The organism is Aeromonas sp. S9(2024) (genome assembly GCF_041403185.1).
GTDB lineage: Bacteria > Pseudomonadota > Gammaproteobacteria > Enterobacterales > Aeromonadaceae > Aeromonas > Aeromonas enteropelogenes.
Genome location: NZ_JBGLRE010000001.1, coordinates 518,391 through 538,914, shown reverse-complemented (window position 1 = coordinate 538,914; position 20,524 = coordinate 518,391). Strand labels below are relative to the sequence as shown.

The 20,524-nt window shown below is 62.0% G+C and carries 20 protein-coding genes, 1 tRNA gene and 1 pseudogene; 11 read left to right on the top strand and 11 right to left on the bottom strand.

The window, feature by feature from the left end; all coding sequences use genetic code 11:
* Positions 1 to 27 precede the first annotated feature (27 nt).
* From ACB028_RS02440 to lolB, 3 genes and pseudogenes are all read right to left on the bottom strand, one after another.
* Positions 28 to 102: transfer RNA gene (locus tag ACB028_RS02440), tRNA-Gln, on the bottom strand.
* Positions 82 to 952, bottom strand: a pseudogene (gene ispE, locus ACB028_RS02435) (4-(cytidine 5'-diphospho)-2-C-methyl-D-erythritol kinase). The gene ACB028_RS02440 and the pseudogene ispE overlap by 21 nt, the downstream one beginning before the upstream one ends.
* The gene (gene lolB, locus ACB028_RS02430) at positions 952 to 1,530 is read right to left on the bottom strand and encodes a lipoprotein insertase outer membrane protein LolB (RefSeq protein ID WP_216992838.1); all 579 of its coding nucleotides are present in this window, start codon (positions 1,528 to 1,530) and stop codon (positions 952 to 954) included. The pseudogene ispE and the gene lolB overlap by 1 nt, the downstream one beginning before the upstream one ends.
* A gap of 126 nt (positions 1,531 to 1,656) precedes the next feature.
* Between lolB and hemA the strand changes: the two genes are divergently transcribed.
* From hemA to kdsA, 6 genes are all read left to right on the top strand, one after another.
* Positions 1,657 to 2,916, top strand: a complete 1,260-nt coding sequence (hemA, locus tag ACB028_RS02425) for a glutamyl-tRNA reductase (RefSeq protein ID WP_042025634.1) — start codon at positions 1,657 to 1,659, stop codon at positions 2,914 to 2,916.
* Positions 2,917 to 2,967: 51 nt separating this feature from the next.
* A complete protein-coding gene (prfA, locus tag ACB028_RS02420) occupies positions 2,968 to 4,056 on the top strand; it encodes a peptide chain release factor 1 (RefSeq protein WP_026456914.1) in 1,089 nt (362 codons plus the stop codon).
* Between the two features lie 61 nt (positions 4,057 to 4,117).
* A complete protein-coding gene (prmC, locus tag ACB028_RS02415; RefSeq protein ID WP_371143403.1) occupies positions 4,118 to 4,969 on the top strand; it encodes a peptide chain release factor N(5)-glutamine methyltransferase in 852 nt (283 codons plus the stop codon).
* A gap of 59 nt (positions 4,970 to 5,028) precedes the next feature.
* Positions 5,029 to 5,412, top strand: coding sequence for a SirB2 family protein (locus ACB028_RS02410; RefSeq protein WP_042025632.1), 384 nt, complete (start codon positions 5,029 to 5,031; stop codon positions 5,410 to 5,412).
* A 12-nt stretch (positions 5,413 to 5,424) separates the two neighbouring features.
* The gene (locus ACB028_RS02405) at positions 5,425 to 6,225 is read left to right on the top strand and encodes a SirB1 family protein (RefSeq protein WP_268855063.1); all 801 of its coding nucleotides are present in this window, start codon (positions 5,425 to 5,427) and stop codon (positions 6,223 to 6,225) included.
* Positions 6,226 to 6,298: 73 nt separating this feature from the next.
* Entirely contained in the window at positions 6,299 to 7,153 is an 855-nt protein-coding gene (gene kdsA / locus ACB028_RS02400) for a 3-deoxy-8-phosphooctulonate synthase (protein WP_042025631.1), read from the top strand.
* Positions 7,154 to 7,292: 139 nt separating this feature from the next.
* On the opposite strand, the gene grcA is transcribed toward kdsA, so the two are convergent.
* Positions 7,293 to 7,673, bottom strand: coding sequence for an autonomous glycyl radical cofactor GrcA (grcA, locus tag ACB028_RS02395; RefSeq protein WP_026456909.1), 381 nt, complete (start codon positions 7,671 to 7,673; stop codon positions 7,293 to 7,295).
* 566 nt (positions 7,674 to 8,239) lie between these two features.
* On the opposite strand from grcA, the gene ung reads away from it, so the two are divergent.
* Positions 8,240 to 8,908, top strand: a complete 669-nt coding sequence (gene ung / locus ACB028_RS02390) for a uracil-DNA glycosylase (RefSeq protein ID WP_042025629.1) — start codon at positions 8,240 to 8,242, stop codon at positions 8,906 to 8,908.
* A 79-nt stretch (positions 8,909 to 8,987) separates the two neighbouring features.
* The gene (locus ACB028_RS02385; RefSeq protein WP_042025628.1) at positions 8,988 to 9,539 is read left to right on the top strand and encodes a hemerythrin domain-containing protein; all 552 of its coding nucleotides are present in this window, start codon (positions 8,988 to 8,990) and stop codon (positions 9,537 to 9,539) included.
* Between the two features lie 101 nt (positions 9,540 to 9,640).
* Here the strand turns inward: ACB028_RS02385 and ACB028_RS02380 are convergent, their stop codons facing one another.
* From ACB028_RS02380 to ACB028_RS02370, 3 genes are all read right to left on the bottom strand, one after another.
* Positions 9,641 to 10,465, bottom strand: coding sequence for a helix-turn-helix transcriptional regulator (locus tag ACB028_RS02380; protein ID WP_371143402.1), 825 nt, complete (start codon positions 10,463 to 10,465; stop codon positions 9,641 to 9,643).
* An 11-nt stretch (positions 10,466 to 10,476) separates the two neighbouring features.
* The gene (locus ACB028_RS02375) at positions 10,477 to 11,013 is read right to left on the bottom strand and encodes a YbhB/YbcL family Raf kinase inhibitor-like protein (RefSeq protein WP_371143401.1); all 537 of its coding nucleotides are present in this window, start codon (positions 11,011 to 11,013) and stop codon (positions 10,477 to 10,479) included.
* 197 nt (positions 11,014 to 11,210) lie between these two features.
* The gene (locus tag ACB028_RS02370) at positions 11,211 to 12,467 is read right to left on the bottom strand and encodes an adenylosuccinate synthetase (protein WP_371143400.1); all 1,257 of its coding nucleotides are present in this window, start codon (positions 12,465 to 12,467) and stop codon (positions 11,211 to 11,213) included.
* A gap of 171 nt (positions 12,468 to 12,638) precedes the next feature.
* On the opposite strand from ACB028_RS02370, the gene ACB028_RS02365 reads away from it, so the two are divergent.
* A complete protein-coding gene (locus ACB028_RS02365; RefSeq protein WP_371143399.1) occupies positions 12,639 to 13,571 on the top strand; it encodes a LysR family transcriptional regulator in 933 nt (310 codons plus the stop codon).
* Positions 13,572 to 13,636: 65 nt separating this feature from the next.
* Here the strand turns inward: ACB028_RS02365 and ACB028_RS02360 are convergent, their stop codons facing one another.
* Both ACB028_RS02360 and ACB028_RS02355 read right to left on the bottom strand, forming a co-directional pair.
* Positions 13,637 to 14,908 (bottom strand): TAXI family TRAP transporter solute-binding subunit, encoded by a 1,272-nt coding sequence (locus ACB028_RS02360; protein ID WP_371143398.1) that lies wholly within the window; start codon positions 14,906 to 14,908, stop codon positions 13,637 to 13,639.
* An 80-nt stretch (positions 14,909 to 14,988) separates the two neighbouring features.
* Positions 14,989 to 16,134 (bottom strand): MalY/PatB family protein, encoded by a 1,146-nt coding sequence (locus ACB028_RS02355; RefSeq protein WP_371143397.1) that lies wholly within the window; start codon positions 16,132 to 16,134, stop codon positions 14,989 to 14,991.
* 184 nt (positions 16,135 to 16,318) lie between these two features.
* On the opposite strand from ACB028_RS02355, the gene ACB028_RS02350 reads away from it, so the two are divergent.
* Positions 16,319 to 17,446, top strand: coding sequence for an MFS transporter (locus tag ACB028_RS02350; protein WP_371143396.1), 1,128 nt, complete (start codon positions 16,319 to 16,321; stop codon positions 17,444 to 17,446).
* Positions 17,447 to 17,450: 4 nt separating this feature from the next.
* Here the strand turns inward: ACB028_RS02350 and ACB028_RS02345 are convergent, their stop codons facing one another.
* Positions 17,451 to 18,341 carry a LysR family transcriptional regulator gene (locus tag ACB028_RS02345; RefSeq protein ID WP_371143395.1) on the bottom strand — a complete coding sequence of 297 codons (891 nt, stop codon included), beginning with the start codon at positions 18,339 to 18,341 and terminating at the stop codon, positions 17,451 to 17,453.
* A gap of 107 nt (positions 18,342 to 18,448) precedes the next feature.
* Positions 18,449 to 19,204 carry a YciK family oxidoreductase gene (locus ACB028_RS02340; RefSeq protein WP_371143394.1) on the bottom strand — a complete coding sequence of 252 codons (756 nt, stop codon included), beginning with the start codon at positions 19,202 to 19,204 and terminating at the stop codon, positions 18,449 to 18,451.
* Positions 19,205 to 19,425: 221 nt separating this feature from the next.
* Here ACB028_RS02340 and sohB point away from each other — a divergent pair, with 221 nt between their 5' ends.
* On the top strand, positions 19,426 to 20,433 hold the full coding sequence (gene sohB / locus ACB028_RS02335) for a protease SohB (protein ID WP_371143393.1): 1,008 nt from the start codon (positions 19,426 to 19,428) through the stop codon (positions 20,431 to 20,433).
* Positions 20,434 to 20,524 lie beyond the last annotated feature (91 nt).

Sequence of the window (20,524 nt, the reverse complement as noted above, 5' to 3'; positions counted from 1 at the left end):
ACATCGCCCACGCTTCCTCGCTCAAATTGGCTGGGGTACTAGGATTCGAACCTAGGAATGGCGAGATCAAAACCCGCTGCCTTACCGCTTGGCGATACCCCAATCATTTGAACTGTTGCAAAGTGACAAAGAGTGGTGATATGTTCTCGCCCTTGGCGACAAACCCATCCAGCCCCTTCGGCACTTTGGCCAACACTTCCCGAGCAGTCACTTCGTCTTCAAACTGAGCAAAGACGCAGGCTCCTGTGCCCGTCATTCTTGACGGCGCGTATTCTAGCAACCAGCCGAGCGCATTGGCAACCTCGGGGTGGCGCTTTTTCACCAGTAATTCGCAATCGTTTTTCCACTCCCCTTCCAGCAGATTGTGCAATGCCATCTTCGGGGTATCTCTCGGCAGGTCCGGATCCTGGAACACGGCGGCGGTTGCCACATGGCAATCTGGCTTGAGCACCAGATACCAGGCAGAGGGCACCTCGACCGGTTGCAGCCGCTCGCCCACCCCCTCGGCAAAGGCGGCTCTGCCGCGCACAAACACCGGCACGTCGGCTCCCAGCTGGACGCCGAGATCCGCCAGCTCGTCTTCGTTCAAACCTGCCTGCCAGAGATGGTTGAGGGCCACCAGGGTAGTGGCCGCATCCGATGAGCCGCCGCCGATGCCGCCGCCCATAGGCAAGACTTTTTCCAGCCGGATATGCGCTCCCTGCGGGCTCGGCAGTTTTGCCTGCAGCAGGCGGGCGGCGCGGATGATGAGGTTCTGTTCATCGGGTACGCCGGGAATGGCCGGGCTCTGGGTCAGCAGAGTGGTGCCGGGGAGCGGGTCGAATTCCAGCCAGTCGCCGTGATCGAGGAAGATGAACAGGGTCTGCAATTCGTGATAGCCGTCCGGACGACGGCCATTTACGTGGAGAAACAGGTTGAGTTTGGCCGGTGCCGGCCAGCGGGTCGGGTTCATCAGCGAGCGAGAGTCCATTGGTTGATCTGAAGCTTGAGGCGGCTGCCCTGGCCGGTCATGGTGAGCTGGTGCGGCAGGCGGTAGCCATCCTGATCCCGATAGTCGCCATAGGCTATCTGCCACTGACCGTCACGGACGCTGGCCAGGCTGGCGTCGGGATTGAGCTCAAATTCGGCCTGGCCCGGCAGCCCCTTGATCCACTCCGGCAATCCGGCGACCGGGATGTGCCAGCCGGTGAGCTGATAGACCAGCGCTTCGGCATCCTGGCTCTGGTGGCGGTTGCCATCGCTGTCCAGCAGGGTGATCTCGCCCTTGCTGCGGGAGAGCTCCAGAATGCTGGTGCCGATCAGGCTGGTGAGGTTGAGGCGATAGTCATCGCCGTCCTGCTGCCAGTTGAGGCGGGCGCTGCCCTTCTGCTGGGGGGTGATGATGGCCATCTTGCCGGAAAGCTGCCAATGGGTCAGCTGCTCGAGCCGGGTACGCTCCTGGTTCCAGTTCACCTGGTCCCGCTGGGGCTGGGTGGTGGCACAGCCGCCGAGGATCAGCAGGCAGGCGAGGGTGAAAATACGTAGCAGCAAGGCAAGGCTCCAGAGAGGGGAATTTGCCACAGTATACGGGGCGGCCGTATTGCTTTTAAAGACTTACCCTTTCTCGTACAATTGGCAGCCTTTGCACCCAGCGTATGAAATGACCGTCGCCCACTCATGAGTTTGCTTGCCCTCGGAATCAACCACAACACCGCCAGTGTCGCCTTGCGAGAAAGGGTCGCCTTTGGCCCGGACTGCATCGATCGCGCCCTGCGTGAGCTGGTGAGCCAACCCGGCGTCAGCGAGGCGGTGATCGTCTCCACCTGCAACCGGACCGAACTTTATTGCAATCTGGACGGGGAGCAGCAAGAGGCAGTATTGCGCTGGTTGCAGCAGTTTCACGGGCTGGATGCGGCCGAACTGGTCAGCGCCATCTATCAGCACCATGACGAAGAGGCGGTGCGCCACCTGATGCGGGTGGCCTGCGGTCTCGACTCCCTGGTGCTGGGAGAGCCGCAGATCCTGGGGCAGATCAAGCAATCCTACGCCCATGCCCAGCAGTCGGAAGCGATCAAGGGGGCACTGGAGCGCCTGTTCCAGAAGTCCTTCTCGGTGGCAAAACGGGTGCGTACCGATACCGAGATCGGGGCCAGCGCCGTGTCGGTAGCCTTCGCTGCCGTCAGCCTGGCGCGGCGGATCTTCTCCGATCTCTCCCAGACCAAGGTGCTGCTGGTCGGCGCCGGCGAGACCATCGAACTGGTGGCCCGCCATCTGCGCGAGCAGGACGTCACCCAGATGATGGTGGCGAACCGCACCCTGCAGCGGGCCCAGACCCTGGCGGCCGAGTTCGGCGCCCAGGTGATGACCCTCGAAGAGATCCCGGATTACCTGCACGAGGCGGACATCGTCATCAGCTCGACCGCGAGCCCCTTGCCCATCATCGGCAAGGGCATGGTGGAGCGGGCCCTCAAGGCGCGCCGCTTCAAGCCCATGTTCCTGGTGGATATCGCCGTGCCGCGGGATATCGAGGCCGAGGTGGACGAGCTTTCTGACGCCTATCTTTACACCGTGGACGATCTGCAGGGGATCATCGAGCAGAACCTCGAGACCCGCAAGCGGGCGGCCGCCGAGGCGGAACTCATCGTGCAGGAAGAGCGCGACGAATTCATGGGCTGGTATCGCGGCCAGAATTCGGTGGATCTCATCCGCGACTATCGTCAGCACTCCCAGCAGGTCGCCGACGAGGAGCTGCAGCGGGCCCTGCAGGCCCTGGCCCAGGGCGAGAGTGCCGAGCAGGCGCTCAAGGCGCTGGCCCATCGCCTTACCAACAAGTTGATCCACGCGCCGACCCAGGCTCTGCGCCAGGCGGCCTCCCAGGGTGACGAGAGCGCCCTGTCCCGGTTGCGCCAAGCGCTGGGGTTGTCACAAGAGTCATAGTGTTCGGGCGGCCAGCCGGTCGTCCTCTCCTCCATTGAGATTGCAAGAGTTATGAATCCGTCACTGATCAGAAAGCTGGAAGGCCTCATCGAGCGCCACGAAGAAGTACAGGCCATGCTCGGCGAGCCGGACGTGGTCTCGGATCAGGAGCGTTATCGCGCCCTGACCCGGGAATATGCCCAGCTGGAGGATATCGTTCACGCCTTCCAGCGTTTCCGTCAGGCCCAGGAGGATCTCGAGACCACCCAGCTGATGCTGGAGGAGGAGGATGCCGACCTGCGCGAGATGGCGCAGGAGGAGCTGCCGGTCGCCAAGGCGGCGCTGGAGGCACTGGAGCAGGAGTTACAGGTGATGCTGCTGCCCAAGGATCCCAAGGATGACAACAACTGCTATCTGGAGATCCGCGCCGGTGCCGGTGGTGACGAGGCGGCAATTTTTGCCGGCGACCTGTTTCGCATGTATTCGCGCTTTGCCGAGCGCCAGGGCTGGCGCGTCTCCATCGTCAGCTGCAACGACGGGGAATATGGTGGCTACAAGGAGGTGATCGCCAAGATCGATGGCGAGCACGTCTACGGCCGTCTCAAGTTCGAGTCCGGTGGTCACCGGGTGCAGCGGGTACCGGAAACCGAATCCCAGGGGCGGGTGCACACCTCCGCCTGTACCGTCGCCGTACTGCCGGAAGTGCCGGAGGCCGAACAGATCGAGATCAACCCGTCCGAGCTGAAGATCGACACCTTCCGCGCCTCCGGTGCCGGTGGTCAGCACGTCAACAAGACCGACTCCGCCATTCGCATTACCCACCTGCCGACCGGCCTGGTGGTGGAGTGCCAGGACGAGCGCTCCCAGCACAAGAACCGCGCCAAGGCGATGTCGGTGCTCTCTGCCCGTCTGCAGGCGGCCGAGGATGAGCGCCACCGTGCCGCCGAGCAGAGTACCCGTCGTAACCTGGTGGGGTCGGGGGATCGCTCCGAGCGCATCCGCACCTACAACTATCCCCAGGGGCGTCTCTCCGAGCACCGCATCAACCTCACCCTCTATCGCCTCTCCGAGATCCTGGAAGGGGATCTGGACTGCGTCATCACCCCGCTGGTGCAGGAGTATCAGGCCGATCAGCTCGCCTCCCTGGCCGAGAGCAATTGATGCAAATGCAGATCCGGCAAGCTCGCATTCAGAGTGGGACGAATAAGGTGGGGGGAAACTGATGCAAATCCAGCAAGCCCGCGCCCACATCATGGCGACCCTGGCGGGGGGGGAATCTCCCCGCGCCGATGCCGATGTGCTGCTCTGCCATCTGCTGAAGTGCCGGCGCAGCTACCTGATGACCTGGCCCGAGCGCGAACTCGATGACGCCCAGCAGGCGACCCTGCAGGGCTGGCTCGCCCGTCGCCTCAATGGCGAGCCCATCGCCCACCTGCTGGGGGAGCGGGAGTTCTGGTCGCTGCCCCTCAAGGTGAGTCCGGCGACCCTGATCCCGCGCCCCGATACCGAGGTGCTGGTCGAACAGGCGCTGGCACGGTTGCCCGCTGGCCCCTGCGCCCTGCTGGATCTGGGCACCGGCACCGGCGCCATCGCATTGGCGCTCAAGTCCGAGCGGCCCGATGCCGATGTATGGGCGGTGGACAGGATGGCGGATGCCGCGGCCCTGGCCCGCGAGAACAGCGCCGCGCTGGATTTGCCCATCCAGGTTCGCGACGGCAGCTGGTTCGCGCCGCTTTGCGATCCGCTCTTGGGTAAGGCCCCCCGTTTCGCGGTGATTGTCTCCAACCCGCCCTACATCGACGGCGCCGATCCTCATCTCGAGCAGGGGGATGTGCGCTTCGAACCCCGTTCGGCCTTGGTGGCCGACGAGGCGGGGCTGGCGGATATTCGCCACATAGTGGCCGAGGCGCCCGCTCATCTGCTGGCGGATGGCTGGCTGCTGCTGGAGCATGGCTGGGAGCAGGGTGCCGCCGTGCGTCAGCTGTTGCTGGCGCGTGGCTATCGCGCCGTGACCACGGTGCGCGATTACGGGGACAACGAGCGGGTAACCCTGGGCCAGTGTCCGGCCTGCTAAATCCTTTACAACCGGTTTGACGAGTCGCTGGGTGATGACCCAGCGGCCAAGGATTGAATATGTATTTTGTGCTCAAGCATCTGCACCTGACCCTGATTGCCGGGGCCGTGCTCTTGTTCATGGTTCGCTTTTACTGGGTTCAGGCCGGCTCTGACCGGGCCTATAGTGTCCCCGTGCTGAAGGTGAGCGGCCTGCTCAATGGCCTGGTAGTTCTCTCGGGCGTGCTGCTGTGCATGGTGCTGGATCTCAACCCCTTCAACAACGGGACTCCCTGGCTCAGCGAAAAGCTGATGGGCATCCTGGTGCTGGTGTTCCTGGCCGCCATGGCGTTGCGGCTGGCCAAAAGCAACCTGGTGCGCTGGTGCTCCTTTCTCGGGGCACTGGGATGGATCTATTTTATTGCCAAGCTGGCACTGCTCAAACAGGCGAGTTTGTTCGGTTAAGGCATGAAGACGATGTTACGTATAGACGAATGGACCGACTTTGAAGCCCATGACCTCACCGAGCTGGCGCTGGCGGTGAGTCACGAGGTATATGGCTCGGCCGGGCAGGGGCTGCGCGAGCTGGACTTGCTCGACGAGTGGCTGGATGAACAGATAGCCGAAGGCACCTGTGACGAGGTGCGCCAGCAACTGCTTGAAGGCTTCTACCACAGCCTTGGCTTTTACGGCGACTGGCAGGATTATTTCTCGGCGCAGAACTGCGACATCAACCAGGTGCTGATGCAGCGCAAGGGGATCCCGGTCAGTCTCGGTATCCTCATCATCCAGCTGGGGCGCAAACTCGGGCTGGATGTGGAGGGGATCTGCTTCCCCGGCCACTTCCTGGTGAGCTTTGCCGGTGGTGAGGGGGAGGTCTATGTCGATCCCTTCACCGGTGACGAGTTGACCCTGGCCCGTATCGAACTGCTGCTGCGCGGTGCCCTGGGGGATCTGGCGACCCTGACCCCGGATTATTTGCAGCCCTCCGGTCAGTGGGAGATCATCGAGCGGCTGCTCAACGTCAGCAAGGGAGCCCTGCTGCGGGAAGATCGCATGGCCGAGGCCCTGCGCTGCAGCGAACTGCTGCTGCGGATGAAACCCGGCGATCCCCTGGAGACGCGGGATCGCGGCTTCATCTACGAGCAGCTCGACTGCCCCCGCCAGGCGGCGGAAGATTTTGAATATTTCATTGAACAATGCCCGGATGATCCGGTGGCAGATGTGCTGAAGGCACAGCTGGCCGCGCTGGATCTGACTCCCAAGCCCCTCCATTGAGGGGGGCTGGGAATTGAAACAGAAGAATATCAAGGCCGGTGTGCCCAAGCCTCTTCACTTAAGGATGCCCGAGATGGAACAGAAGAATATCAAGATCAACCAGATCGACGTCGCCAACGACAAGCCGTTCGTGCTGTTTGGTGGCATGAACGTGCTGGAATCCCGCGACATGGCGATGGCGGTGTGCGAGAAGTACGTGGAAGTGACCAGCAAGCTGGGCATTCCATTCGTGTTCAAGGCGAGCTGGGACAAGGCCAACCGCTCCTCCATCCACTCCTACCGCGGTCCGGGTCTGGAAGAGGGGATGAAGATCTTTGAGGAGCTGAAAGCGACCTTTGGCATGCCGGTCATCTCCGATCTGCACGAGCCGTGGCAGGCCAAACCGGTGGCCGAGGTAGTGGATGTCATCCAGCTGCCCGCCTTCCTGGCGCGCCAGACCGACCTGGTGGAGGCCATGGCCCGCACCGGCAACGTCATCAACATCAAGAAGCCGCAGTTCCTCAGCCCGAGCCAGATGAAGAACATCACCGACAAGTTCGAGGAGTGCGGCAACGATCGCCTGATCCTGTGCGAGCGCGGTGCCAACTTCGGTTACGACAACCTGGTGGTGGACATGCTGGGCTTGGGCGTGATGAAGAAGAGCACGGGCGGCTACCCGGTCATCTTCGACGTGACTCACTCCCTGCAGTGCCGCGATCCCATGGGCGCCGCATCCGGTGGTCGCCGCGAGCAGGTGACCGAGCTGGCCCGCGCCGGCATGGCGGTAGGTCTGGCGGGTCTGTTCATCGAATCCCACCCGGATCCGAAGGTGGCCCGCTGTGATGGCCCGAGCGCCCTGCCGCTGGAGAAGCTGGAAGGTTTCCTCAAGCAGATGAAGGCTATCGACGATCTGATCAAGGGTTTCGAGCCCCTCGATACCTCTGCCTGATATTGGCAATGGATAGCAAAAGGCCCCGCGATGCGGGGCCTTTTTGTTTGGCGAGCCTGGCTTGTGGCCATGAAAAACGGCCCCCGGGGGCCGTTTTTGAGGGCAGGCTGTGCAGCCCGCCGTCACGACAGAGTGTGGATCACAGGCTCTGGGTGAAGGTACGGGTTACCACGTCACGCTGCTGTTCCGGGGTCAGGGCGTTGAAGCGCACTGCGTAGCCGGACACACGGATGGTCAGCTGCGGGTATTTTTCCGGGTTGGCGATGGCGTCTTCCAGGGTTTCGCGACGCAGCACGTTGACGTTCAGGTGCTGGCCACCTTCAACGGCCGGCTCGGCCTGAACCGGCAGCTCGCGGTATTCGAACTGGCCCAGCTCGGCGATCTGGACTTCCTGATCGGCAGTGAAGGCATCGCCTTTGGCGCAGATGCAGCGAGCCTGTTGCTTCTCTTCGTCCAGCAGCCAGAAAGAGTTCAGCAGAGCGGTGTTGGCGGCCTGGGTGATTTGAATGCCTTTGATCATGGTATGACTCCTCAATGGGAAGCGGATCCGACTGTAAGGAAATTACCCTGATGTAGTTAAGCTACCGCGAATTTCGATGGCTTAAAGGGGCCTTGCCTTACACCTTTACTTTGATGGGGTCATATATACCACGGTGGGATTATTACGAAAATTGATCCAAATCAATAAAATCCCACTTAGCTTGCGCCAAGTAGGATTAAATTATTGAGTTGAATCAAAAATAGGTCATTTTTCTGATTTCGTAAGATATCCAAATCATACATCTTTTATCTGTTTAATCTAGTAATTTAACTACATGTTTTGTCTTGTTTTTAAGATAAACGGGTAGCCGGCAGATGGCTGATGGAAAGGAAATTGGCGGTGAAGGAAGCGGTTGCAGCGCGCGACTCCATCTGCAGCGGTTGCCAGGGAGAAAACCCGATATCTCCTGATCGGATGGGGCCTGTGTGTGGTGATGTCATGTGATCGCAGGCAAATGATGCTGTCCATCATGCCCTGCCACGGTTGCGTCTTGCGGGCTGGCCCCCTATCCTGAGCCCTTCGCCGTATCAAGTGAGGAGTTCGGGGTGCTGACCTGGAGTGATGTGATTGGCTCGGAAAAAGAGCAGGACTATTTCAAGAGTACGCTGGCGACGGTGCGCAGTGAGCGGGAAGCGGGCAAGGTGATCTATCCACCCGCAGCCGATGTCTTCAACGCGTTCAAGCTCACCGAACTGGATCAGGTCAAGGTGGTGATCCTGGGCCAGGATCCGTACCACGGCCCCAATCAGGCCCATGGTCTCTGTTTCTCCGTGCTGCCCGGGGTGCGCACCCCGCCCTCGCTGGTCAACATCTATAAAGAGATGCAGCGGGATCTGCCAGGGTTTGTCACACCGGATCACGGCTTTCTCGAATCCTGGGCCAAACAGGGGGTGCTGCTGCTCAATACCGTGCTGACGGTGCAGGCCGGCCAGGCCCACTCCCACGCACATCTGGGCTGGGAAACCTTCACCGACCGGGTGATCGAGCAGATCAATGCCAGCTGTCAGGGCGTGGTCTTCCTGCTCTGGGGTGCCCATGCCCAGAAGAAGGGGCGTTTCATCGACCGGCAGCGCCATCACGTGCTGACCGCCCCCCATCCCAGCCCGCTCTCTGCCCATCGTGGCTTCATCGGTTGTGGCCATTTTTCCGAGACCAACCGGCTGCTGGAACAGCAGGGCAAACAGCCCATCCAATGGAATTCAGTCTGCGGCTGACTTGATTGAGTGCAAAGTTTGGTCGGCAGATGACCGTATACTCAGGGAAGTGACAGTTTATTTCAGCGAAGGAGTGCCTATGTTATCCAGTCTGCACAAGGATCATCTCAACATCGCCCGGCTACTGGGGCTGCTCAAGCACAAGCTGGCAGCCATTCAGGCCGAGCAGCCCATCAGCTACTTTCTGATCCGCGATGTCATCGACTACCTACGGGAAGTGTCTGACAAGTACCATCACCCCAAGGAAGACATGATCTACGAGTACTACCTCAAATACCGGGTCGTGGAGGGAGAGGTCGCCAATCGTCTGCAGGAGGAGCACGCCAAACTGCTGGAGGCGGGCACCGAACTCAAGGAGATGGTGGAGATGATCCTGATGGATGCGGTGATCCCGCTCGACCAGTTCACCGGTAAGCTGGAACGTTTCGTGGCGCTGCAGGAGGCGCACATGAACTACGAGGAGGGGGTGATCTTCCCCCTGCTGCGGGACACCCTGACCGAAGATGACTGGCGTCATCTGGAGCAAAACTGGCAAAACCGTGCCATCGGTGATCCCCTGTTCGGGGCCGAGGTGAGCCAGAACTTTCAGGCGCTGGCCCAGCGTCTCTCGCTGCCTCCGGTGAGCGTGTAATAAGGCCAGGTTGCACCATCAACAAATAGATAAACGGCAAAAGGCCTCCATCCGGAGGCCTTTTCATATCTGGCAAACACCAAGCAGCTTGGCCATCTCGACTACCCATGTGCTAGCCGGGGGCGTCTTTCTCGGGGCCGGATTGCGGGGGAGGGACAGGTTTGTCGATATTGGTGCGGGGTCAGGCCGAACTCCTGCTTGAAGCGGGCGGCGAAGCGACTGGGGGAGTCGTAGCCGCAGGCGAGAGCTACCTCCAGCGGAGTGAGGGATTGCTGCAGCAAGGTGAGGGCATGACTCATGCGCACCTGGGCCAGCAGTTGGCGAAAACTGCGTCCTTCGCTGGCCAGCTTGCGCACCAGGGAGGCGCGACTCATGGCGAAGTGGGGAGCAACCCCCTCCAGAGTATGGTCGGCGCCGGGCTCCACGCCGAGATAGCGGGCCAGCCGCTCCCCCAGCGTTATGGTGCGGGCCGGATAGAGCAGATCGAGAGCCCGGGCGGCGTGCAGTTCGGCATAAAAGCCCTGTAGCAGCTCGGCTTGGGTTGCCTCGCTCACTCCTCGCTCGGCCATGGTGGTGACCAGTTCGAAGCAAAATGCCAGTCCGGGGGTCACTTTTACCCTGGGTTCTCGCAGCCTCTGTGGAACCGCGGCGATGGCCGATAGCCAGGCATCGGGCGGCTGCGCCAGCAGGGTCAGGGCATGGGAGCGGAATGTGCCCTGCTCCGGCTGGTTGACGAAGGTGAGCTGGTGGCCCGCCGGGATCAGCAGCCAGCTCTCCCTGTCAAACGTCAGGCGCCGCTCTTTCCACCACAGCTGCTTGTGCCCTTGTTTCACCCAGATGAGGGTTGGGGCATAGATGAGCACCCGGTGCAGGGGCTGCTGGCGGATCCCGAGGTAGTGGTGCTGTTGCAGCAGGGGCGTGCTCATCCGGCGGACTCCTAGGGGGTGACGAAGGTGGCGGTCAGGGTAGCCTTGCCAAGGGCCATGGCGTTGAGCATGTAGCCTACCATGGCGGGCGGGGTATCTGCCTTCACCTCCAGATCCTGGGGCAGGGCCCAGGCGGTGAACTGGTAGCGGTGCATGCCGTGGCCTGCGGGCGGGCAGGGGCCGCCGTAGCCCTGGCTGCCGAAGTCGGTTCTCAGCTCCAGCCCCTGCTTGAGCTTGCCGGAGGCGTTGGTCGGCAGCTCGCTCTGGCTGGCCGGCAGATTGACCACCAGCCAGTGCCACCAGCCGCTGCCGGTGGGGGCATCCGGATCATAGGTCGTGATGGCGACGCTTTTGGTGCCGGCGGGCAGATCCTGCCAGCTCAGCTGGGGCGAGCGGTTCTCGCCGCTGCAACCAAAGCCGTTGAAGCTGAACACCTTGTCCATCGGCTGGCCTTCGCGGATGTCGGTGCTGTTCAGGGTCATGGCACCTGCAGGCAGGGCGGCCAGACAGAACAGGGGCAGCAAAGCGGAACGCAGGGGTAATCTCATAAGGTGACTCCTCGTGTGGTAACGGGTTCACTTTAGCCAAACAGGGATAAATGGAAGTTACGTAACGGCTCAATGAGGCGCTATCCAGGCCATTATATGAGTCGATATGTCGTTTGTGAGATTGGTGAGGGGGAAGAGAGAGATAAAAAAACCGGCATCCAGAATGCCGGTTTTTATGTGCCGAGAGGGCGGGCGACTTAGCGCAGGATCATCTCGTCACGACCCGGGCCGACGGAAACCATCGGAACCGGTACGCCGAGCAGCTGTTCGATGCGCAGCACGTACTGCTGGGCAGCCTTGGGCAGCTCTTCGAAGGTGCGGCAGCCGCTGATGTCTTCGCTCCAGCTTTCCATCTGCTCGTAGACTGGCTTAAGGGCGGCAGTTTGCGGCCAAATCGGGTTTTCGGTGTGGGCACCTTCGTAGGCCACGCAGATCTTCAGATCCGGCAGACCGGTCAGGCAGTCCAGCTTGGTCAGGGCCACTTCGGTGGCGGCCTGCAGCTCGACACCGTTCTTGGTGGCCACGGCGTCGAAGTAGCCGACGTCACGGGGACGGCCGGTGGTCGCGCCGAACTCGTTGGTGATCTTGCGGAACTCGTCCTGGTTCTCCATGGCGGTCAGCAGGGTGCCGGTACCGACGGAGGAGCTGAATGCCTTGGCCACGGCGATGACGCGCTCCGGGCGCAGACCCGGCAGGCCGCCACCGATGCCGGCGTAGGCGCCGGAAACGTGGGAGGAGGTCACCCAGGGGTATTCGCCGTAGATGAGGTCACGGCCGGCGCCCAGCTGGGCTTCGAACAGCAGGGTCTTGCCTTCGGCCTGCAGGGCCTTGAGCGGCATGCTGACGTTGCAGACGGCGTCGATCCAAGAGGCGGAGACTTCCAGCAGCCAGTCGGCCATTTCCTGGGCGGTCTGGGCAAATTCGAAGTCCGGGTAGAGGGCCTTCATCTGCGGCAGTTTCCAGTCCAGCATGAACTGGATGCGCTCGACCAGCACGTCCGGCTGTTTCAGCCAGCCAACCAGGATCGCTTTCTTCATCACGCGATCGCCGTAGGCGGGGGCAATGCCCTGACGGGTGGAGCCATAGGCGCCGTCACCCAGACGCTGCTCTTCCAGGGTATCTTCCAGTGCGTGCAGCGGCAGGCACAGGGTTGCGCGGTCAGAGATGGCCAGCTTGGGAGTGATGCCGGAGGCTTTCACTTCGTCGAGTTCGGCGGTGAGCTTCTCGGGGCTGATCACCATGCCCGGGCCGAGCACGACCAGGCAATCCGGGTTGAACACGCCACTCGGGACCTGGTGCAGCTTGAAGGTGCCAAGATCGTTGACCACGGTGTGGCCGGCGTTGTTGCCGCCCTGGAAGCGAATGCTGGCACCGGCTTGGCCTGCCAGATAATCCACGATGCGGCCCTTGCCTTCATCACCCCAGTTGGCACCTACGACTACGATAGACGACATGACTCTTTCTCCTAAGACGTTAGGCATCCATCCTAGGAGCCTGATGTGGATTAGAAAAATTAATTATCTTTATAATTCCGATAATAAAACCATATAATTGTGGCCATTTTAGCGGCAACCTCTCCCGCTGTTGCCGTGCAAAACCCCGCAAGACGGGAGTGGAGGAGCCACATGCTGGATATTCACTGGCTGCAAACCTTTGTCACCCTGGCCCGGTTGCAGCACTTTGGCCAGACCGCCACCGAGCTGCACATGACCCAGCCCAACGTCAGCCTGCACATCAAGCGGCTGGAGCAGGCGACCCGGGTACGACTCATCGAGCGCAGCCCGTTTCGCCTGACCCAGGCGGGGGAGCGACTGCTGCAAAGCGCCGAGCGTGCCATCGCCGAGTTGCAGCTGTGCCAGTCCGACCTCAATGCGCTCAATCAGTTAAGCCAGGGGACGCTCGCTATCGCCGCCAGCGACATCATTTCCCGCCTGTTGCTGATCCAGCCGTTTCAGCGCTTCAAACGGGAGTTTCCCGGCATCGACCTCACCCTGTTCAACACCACCTCGGATCAGGCGGCGGAGCTGGTCAAGGCGGGCAAGGCGGATCTCGGCTTCGTGATGGCGCAAAAGCGCAGCGAGCCGCTCTTCTATACCGAACTGCAACAGGTGACCTGGTGCGCCCTGGGTCACGGGCTGGCCCGCTGGCAGGCGAGGGCGCAGGTCGGGGCTGGGGGGGATGAGAGAAAGAGCGATCCCCTCGACGAGCCGACCCTGATCCTGCTGGGGCACGATACCCGCACCAGGGCGCTTATCGACCCCTCCCTGCCGCTGCTGGGGTTGCCCCCCTGCCGCATCATGGAAGTTGGCAGCGTGGATGCCCAGCTGGATTGGGCCGAGGCGGGATTTGGCGTGGCCATAGTGCCCGACTTCTCGCTGCACCCCAGGCTCAACCTGACCGCCCCCGTCACCAGCCTGACCGATTTTCCCGGTACCAGTCTGGGGTACGTGGTGCGCCAGAATCAGGTGCTGTCGCGGGCCATCAAGCAGTTGCTGGTCTGGGTGGAGGAGGAGATCCAAAAACCCAACCCCTATCTGGCGCGAGAGGCGGGGCAGTGATCAGAACGTCATAAATCAAAGGGGCAGCTGTGGCTGCCCCTTTGATTTTATTGGGTTTGCCCGTTTCAGGGCTGCGACGGCGTCGTGTCGCCGGCGGCAGCTTCCGGCACAGATTCATCTGCTGGAGTCGTCCCTTGCGCCGCGCTGGTGGTTGCTTGTTCCCTGTTATCCGGCGTGACGGCCTCTGACGGCGCCGCTGCCGACACCGTATCCGGAGCCTCGGTATTTGGGGCAACCTCGTCCGGGGTCGCCCGGGTAGGTGAGGTTTCGCTGGCGGGCTCGGTGGCAACGGCGGCGCTGGCGACATTGCCTGCGTCGGCAGGGGGCTCAGTGGTGGTCGGTTCGGGAGTATCCCCTTTCGGGGCATCCTGCAGCGAATCATCCGGCATCAGCAGTTCAGGGGCCAACGGCAGGGGCTCGGGCGCCTGAGCCGACATGCCGGCATGGAGGGGCAGCTCGGTCTGCGCCTGCAGACGCTCCACGGTAATCTTGCTCAAGGCCGGGTGTAGCCGGCTGAACTGCTTGACCCGTGCCAGCAGGGTGTCACGCACGGTGCGCACTATGGGATCCGGCAGGCTGGCCAGCGCCACCAGTTCGGCGCTCATGCCGATGTTGTTGATGGCGGAGATCTGCCCCGGATAGAGGTTGGCAGCGATGCGGCTGCGCTGGTAGTAGGGATGCTCCTTGAGCAGGCGATCGATCTGATCCCCCTCGATGGGGATGAGGCGCACCTTGCAGCGGCCGGTCAGATCGCCGATCGCCAGGCTGGGGTGCCCGGCAACGATAAAGGCGGCATCCAGGCTGCCATCGCACAACCCTTCCAGCGGATCCCGGCCCGGGGTGAGCTGATAGGTGGCAAACTGGCCGGAGTGCCACCCCATGGCGTTCATCAGGGCCTGGCTGGTAGTGGGCTCGCCGGCGCCGGGTTCACCCGGATAGACCCGCTTTCCTTCGATATCTGCCAGGGTGGTGATGCCGCTGGTGGGGCTGGCCAGCAGGGTCAGCGACTCCTGATAGAGGCGAAACAGACTGCGCAGTTTGTGGTTGGCGCCTTGTCCGCTGAAAGGTCCGGTGCCGTGCAAGGCGTGGTGGAGGATATCGGACTGCACCAGCGCCAGCTGCACGTCCCCCTCTTCCAGCGCCTTCAGGTTGGCCAGAGAGCCGTGGGTACTCTGTACCGTGCAGCGATCGCCGCGCAGGGCATGGTCTGCATTGAGCACCCGACAGATGGCGCCTCCGGTGGGGTAGTAGACGCCATTGACCGGCCCGGTACCTATAGTCAGCGCCTGGCTGGTGACAGGCAGCAGGGCGCAGAGGGGGAGCAGAAGGTGACGCAAGATCCGTAAATGCATAGTTGACCGTCAACTGGGGAGTGGGATGAAAGGGATGGGCCATGCCCATCCCGCTTGCTGGGGTATCAGGCTTTGCCGCGACTCAGGATCGCTTTTTCCATTCGGGCCAGCGCCTTGGTCAGGGTAGCACGGGTACAGCCGAAGTTGAGACGCACGAACTGGCCGTCGCCAAACTGGGCGCCCGGCGAGAGTCCGACCCCGGCCTGCTCGAAGAAGGCGATGGGATCATCGAGCCCAAGGCCACTGACGTCGAGCCAGGCCAGATAGGTGGCCTGATGGTTCGCCAGGGTGACACCGAGCCAGCGGGCGACGGCCTGTTCGATCAATGCCAGGTTGGCGGCCAGATACTCGATCTGCTCGCTGAGCCACTGCTCACCGCCCTCGTAGGCGGCCTCGGCTGCCACGAAGCCCAGCAGGTTCACGTCGGCGCTGATGCCGCGCATCGCCTGCTGCAGCTTGAGGCGCAGACGGGCATTGGGCACCACAGCAAACGAACAGCACAGACCCGCGATATTGAAGGTCTTGCTCGGGGCCATCATCACGGCCGAGCGTTCGGCGGCGTCCGGGCTGATGGCGCCGTAGGGGATGTGGCGGGCGTTTTTATCCAGCAGCAGGTCGCAGTGGATCTCATCGGAGCAGATCACCAGATTGTGGCGCGCGGCGATGGCGTCGATGGCCAGCAGCTCTTCGCGGGTGAAGACGGTGCCCCCCGGGTTGTGGGGGTTGCACAGCAGCAGCAGATCGGCGGAGGGGGCCTGACGCTCCAGCTCTTCCAGATCCAGTACCCAGCGGCCCGCCTCTTCTACCATGGGCACGGTGAGCAGGGGGCGGTCATTGAAACCGGGGGCCTGCAGGAAGGGGTAGTAGACCGGCTTGGGGGTGATGATGCCGCGGCCATGCTGGCTCCAGGCCTTACAGGCGAGGTTCAGCCCCGGCACCACGCCGGGCAGGAACACCAGCCACTCTGGCTGTATGGTCCAGCCGTAGCGGGTCGCCAGACGTTCGATGATGAGTTCGATCAGGCGGGGCGAGGGGCGTGAATAGCCGAAAATGCCGTGGGCGACGCGCCGGGTGAGCGCCTTGATGACGGCGGGAGGGGCGGAAAAATCGGTGTCGGCAACCCACATGGGCAGCACGTCCTGACCCTTGTACTTGTCCCATTTCAGGCTCATGGTGCCACTGCGGTCTATTTCCCGATCAAAATCAAACATGCGAACTCCTTGTGCTGGCCGGATGGGCTTTCACTCTACGGGGTCGCGGCCTTGCTCGCAAGGCGCAAGCGGCGGGAGGCCAGCCTTGAGTCGCCTGTTGATAATGGCATAAGATGACTGGCGTTATTTTGAACGGCGACAGCCGTGAATCCCTTCCTTAGATTCTCCAGCCAGTGGTAATGCTATGAGCTTGTCGATAGCGGCGGTTAAACGCCCGGATCCCGTTTCCCTCTCGTTTCTGGCCGTGACTTTCATGACCGGGGTCACCGTCGCCCTGCAGGTGCCGACCCTGAGCCTGTTTCTGGCCGAAGAGGTGCAGGTGCGCCCGTTTTTGGTGGGGGCATTCTACACAGTCAATGCGGTGATCGGCATCCTCATCAGCCAGTGGCTCGGCCATCGCTCCGACAACAGGGGGGATCGCAAGCAGCTGATCCTGCGCTGCTGCTTTGCCGGCGTGGCGCTCTCTTTGCTGTTTGCCTGGAACCGCAACTACTGGCTGCTGGTGAGCCTGGGGGTACTGCTCGCCAGTCTGGCCGCCACCGCCAGTCCCCAGTTGTTTGCCTTGGCGCGGGAGTATTCCGACAGCCGCAACAAGCGGGCCGACATGTTCAGCTCGGTGATGCGGGCCCAGTTTTCCCTGGCCTGGGTGATAGGGCCGCCCATCGCCTTTGCCCTGGCCATCGGCTATGGCTTTGAACTGATGTACCTCGCCTCCGCCCTGGCTTATCTGCTCTGTGCCCTGGTGGTGTGGCGCTGGCTCCCCTCACTGCCCCTGCCTGCCGCGAGCAGTGACCAGGAGCGGGTGAGCAGCTGGCGGGATCCGGCAGTGCGCGCGCTCTTCATCGCCTCCACCCTGATGTGGACCTGCAACAGCATGTACCTCATCAATATGCCGCTCTACATCACCCGGGAGCTGGGGCTGGACGAGAAGCTGGCCGGCATCCTGATGGGCACGGCGGCGGCGCTTGAAATTCCCTTCATGCTGCTGCTGGCGGTAATGGCTGGCGTCGCTTTTTACGGCGGACTGGTGACCCTCTCCAGTCAGTACGCCCTGATCGCGCTGCAGCTGTTCAACGCCATCTTTATCGGGATCGTCGCCGGGATCGGGATGTCCTACTTTCAGGATCTGATGCCGGGGCGGGCGGGGGTGGCGACCACCCTGTTTGCCAACAGCATACGGACCGGCTCCATCATGGCGGGGGCCATCGCCGGTACGGTGGCGGAGCTGTGGGGTTTTCACGCCGTCTTCATGGTGGCGCTGGGATTGGCGCTGGTGGCACTTGCCGCCTGCTGGCGGGTACCCGAGGTCTGAGGGTTCAGCCCTCTTGCCGGGTGTCGCTCTGGTATTCACTGCGCAGGCAGCGCAGCAGCAACTCGGTGGCGGGGCCCAGGGAGTCGGGAGAGAGGGTCAGCAGATAGGTATAAAGATGGCGCTCGCCGCCATTTTTCAGATCCAGCTGTACAAGGGATCCTTCGCTTAGTTCGCGTTCCACCAGATGGCGCGGCAGCCAGGCATAGCCCAATCCCTGGTGCAGCATGGCGATCACCTCGTGGTAGTGGGTCGCATTCCAGCCGGTATCGTCTGCATCGTTCCAGTCCACCGAGCGGTGAATGGGCGGATGCAGGCTGATCCGGTTATGACCGGTCAGGGCATCGTTGCCCAGTGGTTGTGGCAGGGTGGCCAGGGGGTGATGGGCGGCGCACAGGGGGATCAGGCAGATCTCATCGAGCAGCAGACCGGTACGATCGCCGGGCAGGTGCTCCGAAATCATCAGATCGCCGGGTTGTAACGCATTGAAGTGACAGTGAATACGTTCATGCAGGTTGACGCGGCAGCCACGGCTGCGGGGGTAGAAGTGGGCCAGTGCCCGGTAGAGCCGCTCCCTTGGCTGCAGCGCCGAGACATAGAGGTTGATCTGCGGCTCCCACTGGCGCTCCAGGTTGTTGGCCAGGTTCTCCAGCTCCTCCACCTGCTGGCTCAGCTGGCGGGCACGCTTGAGGAAGATCTCCCCCGCCGCGGTCAGCACCGCCTTGCGCCCGCGCACCTCCAGCAAGGGCACCCCCAGACTCTGTTGCAGCTTGGCGACTGCATGGTTGAGGGAGGACTGGCTCTTGTTCAGGGCTTCTGCGGCCTGGGCGTAACCACCACAATCGACCACTGCCTGAAAGATCCGCCATTGCTCAAAGGTGCTTTTGGGACGAAACATAGTTCAACCTGGTTGGGATGGAGTTGCCGGGGAAATCATACAGGGGGCCGTGAACCCCTATAGAATTTAACCCCTGCAACAAGTATGGCTCCGGATATTGTATTGATTTATTTGGGTTGGGCCACGAAGGTCTGGCCGGTTTGACCGCGGCTGTCCGGCCCCATCAGATAGAGATAGAGCGGCATCAGGTCGGCCGGGGTTTTGAGGGTCTGCGGATCTTCCGCCGGGAAGGCGCTGGCTCGCATCCGGGTGCGGGTGCCACCCGGGTTGAGAGTGTTAACTCGCACCTTGGTGTTCTCCAGCTCGTCCGCCAGCACTTCCATCATGCCCTCGACGGCGAACTTGGAGATGGCGTAGGTGCCCCAGTAGGCTCGTCCCTTGCGGCCCACGCTGGAGGAGGTGTAGACGATGGAGGCATCGCCGTGCTCCTTGGCGGTCTGGCGAATGAGCGGCAGCAGCGCCTGGGTCAGCAGGAATTCGGATTTGACGTTGACCTGCATCACCTCGTCCCACTCCTTCTCCTGGATGTGTTCGAATGGTGACAGGGTGCCCAGCAGGCCGGCGTTGAACAGCACGCCATCGAGGCGACCAAACTGCTGGGCAAAGGTCTCGGCCATGCCGCGATAGTGGGCGGCGGTGGCCCCTTTCAGATCCACCGGAACGATGGCGGGCAGGGGATAACCGGCGGCTTCAATCTGGTCATACACGGCCTCGAGCTTGGCGCTGGTGCGGCCGAGCAGGATCACGGTGGCGCCGTGAGCGGCGTAGGTGAGGGCCGCCTCGCGGCCGATCCCGTCTCCGGCACCGGTGACCAGAATGACCCTGTCCTTGAGCAGATCGCGGGGTGCCTGATAATCGAGCATGACAACTCCTGTTAACAAATTCTGGGCATAAGTGCATGGCAATCGGGGGCAAGTGTACTGATCCGGGCGCCTGTTTGGCCAGTCGATGACAAGAAAAATGTGAAGAAAATAGAGAGGTTGTGTTGGTCAAGTTGGTTTTTTGACGCGCTGGCCCAGAGTTTTTGCGCCGCTCTCGCAAACTCCCTAGAATGTGACAAAACCGATCCCTTCTGGAGTCCACAGTGACATTTTTGACCGAATACGGCCTGTTTTTGGCCAAGACAGTGACCTTCTTGCTGGCCATCGGTGCCATCATCCTGATGATCGTTGCCAGCCGTCAGCCCAAGGCTCGCAAGGGAGAGCTGGAGGTGAGCGATCTCTCCGCCGAGCTGGAGCGTGGGCGTTTTCAGCTCAAGAGCGCCCTGGCCGGCAAGGCGGAGCGCAAGTTGCTGGAGAAGCAGCAGAAAGAGGAGCAGAAGCAGCGCGCCAAGGCTGGCGATGAGCGTAGCCGTCTGTTTGTGCTCGATTTCCATGGCAGCATGGATGCCAAGGAGGTCGCCTCCCTGCGTGAAGAGGTGAGCGCCGTGATTGGCGTGGCCCAGCCCGGTGACGAGGTGTTGCTGCGGCTCGAGTCAGGTGGTGGCGTGGTGCACGGGTATGGCCTTGCGGCCTCCCAGTTGCAGCGTCTGCGCGACAAGGGCATCAAGCTCACCGTGGCCATCGACAAGGTGGCAGCGAGTGGCGGCTACATGATGGCTTGCGTGGCGGATCAGATCCTGGCTGCTCCCTTTGCCATCGTCGGTTCCATCGGGGTGATCGCCCAGATGCCGAACTTCAACAAGCTGCTGAAAAAGCACGATATCGAATTCGAGATGCACACTGCGGGTCAATACAAGCGCACCATCACCATGTTCGGTGAGAATGACGATCTGGGGCGCGAGAAGTTTCGCGAGGAGCTGGCCGCCATCCACGAGCGCTTCAAGGCATTCGTGGCCGAGCACAGACCCGCGCTCGAGATCGACAAAGTCACCACGGGCGAGCACTGGCTGGCGAGCCAGGCCAAGGGGCTGGGATTGGTGGATTCCCTCTGCACCAGCGATGACTATCTGCTGGCGCAGGCCGGTCACCACAAGGTGGTGGGCATTCGCTATCGCAAGCCCAAGAGCCTGACCCAGAAACTGGGTCAGCAAGGCGCGCAGGCGCTGGAAGCGGGCCTCGGCCGCCTCTGGCAGCAGAGTCCCTGGCGCTAGCTCGGGTGCTTTGCGTGTGCGTCTGGGGGGCGGACACGCGGACCAACCAGCAGGCCAGTCGGAGAGATCCGGCTGGCCTCTCTTTTTATTG

Coding starts and splice junctions, on each gene's coding strand:
- ACB028_RS02380 (WP_371143402.1), bottom strand. CDS start 10,465: ATGAGCACGCCCCTGCTGCAACAGCACCACTACCTCGGGATCCGCCAG.
- ACB028_RS02350 (WP_371143396.1), top strand. CDS start 16,319: ATGAGCTTGTCGATAGCGGCGGTTAAACGCCCGGATCCCGTTTCCCTC.
- ACB028_RS02355 (WP_371143397.1), bottom strand. CDS start 16,134: ATGTTTGATTTTGATCGGGAAATAGACCGCAGTGGCACCATGAGCCTG.
- grcA (WP_026456909.1), bottom strand. CDS start 7,673: ATGATCAAAGGCATTCAAATCACCCAGGCCGCCAACACCGCTCTGCTG.
- ACB028_RS02405 (WP_268855063.1), top strand. CDS start 5,425: ATGTTACGTATAGACGAATGGACCGACTTTGAAGCCCATGACCTCACC.
- ACB028_RS02365 (WP_371143399.1), top strand. CDS start 12,639: ATGCTGGATATTCACTGGCTGCAAACCTTTGTCACCCTGGCCCGGTTG.
- hemA (WP_042025634.1), top strand. CDS start 1,657: ATGAGTTTGCTTGCCCTCGGAATCAACCACAACACCGCCAGTGTCGCC.
- kdsA (WP_042025631.1), top strand. CDS start 6,299: ATGGAACAGAAGAATATCAAGATCAACCAGATCGACGTCGCCAACGAC.
- prfA (WP_026456914.1), top strand. CDS start 2,968: ATGAATCCGTCACTGATCAGAAAGCTGGAAGGCCTCATCGAGCGCCAC.
- ACB028_RS02370 (WP_371143400.1), bottom strand. CDS start 12,467: ATGTCGTCTATCGTAGTCGTAGGTGCCAACTGGGGTGATGAAGGCAAG.
- ACB028_RS02410 (WP_042025632.1), top strand. CDS start 5,029: ATGTATTTTGTGCTCAAGCATCTGCACCTGACCCTGATTGCCGGGGCC.
- ACB028_RS02345 (WP_371143395.1), bottom strand. CDS start 18,341: ATGTTTCGTCCCAAAAGCACCTTTGAGCAATGGCGGATCTTTCAGGCA.
- ACB028_RS02375 (WP_371143401.1), bottom strand. CDS start 11,013: ATGAGATTACCCCTGCGTTCCGCTTTGCTGCCCCTGTTCTGTCTGGCC.
- ACB028_RS02385 (WP_042025628.1), top strand. CDS start 8,988: ATGTTATCCAGTCTGCACAAGGATCATCTCAACATCGCCCGGCTACTG.
- prmC (WP_371143403.1), top strand. CDS start 4,118: ATGCAAATCCAGCAAGCCCGCGCCCACATCATGGCGACCCTGGCGGGG.
- ACB028_RS02340 (WP_371143394.1), bottom strand. CDS start 19,204: ATGCTCGATTATCAGGCACCCCGCGATCTGCTCAAGGACAGGGTCATT.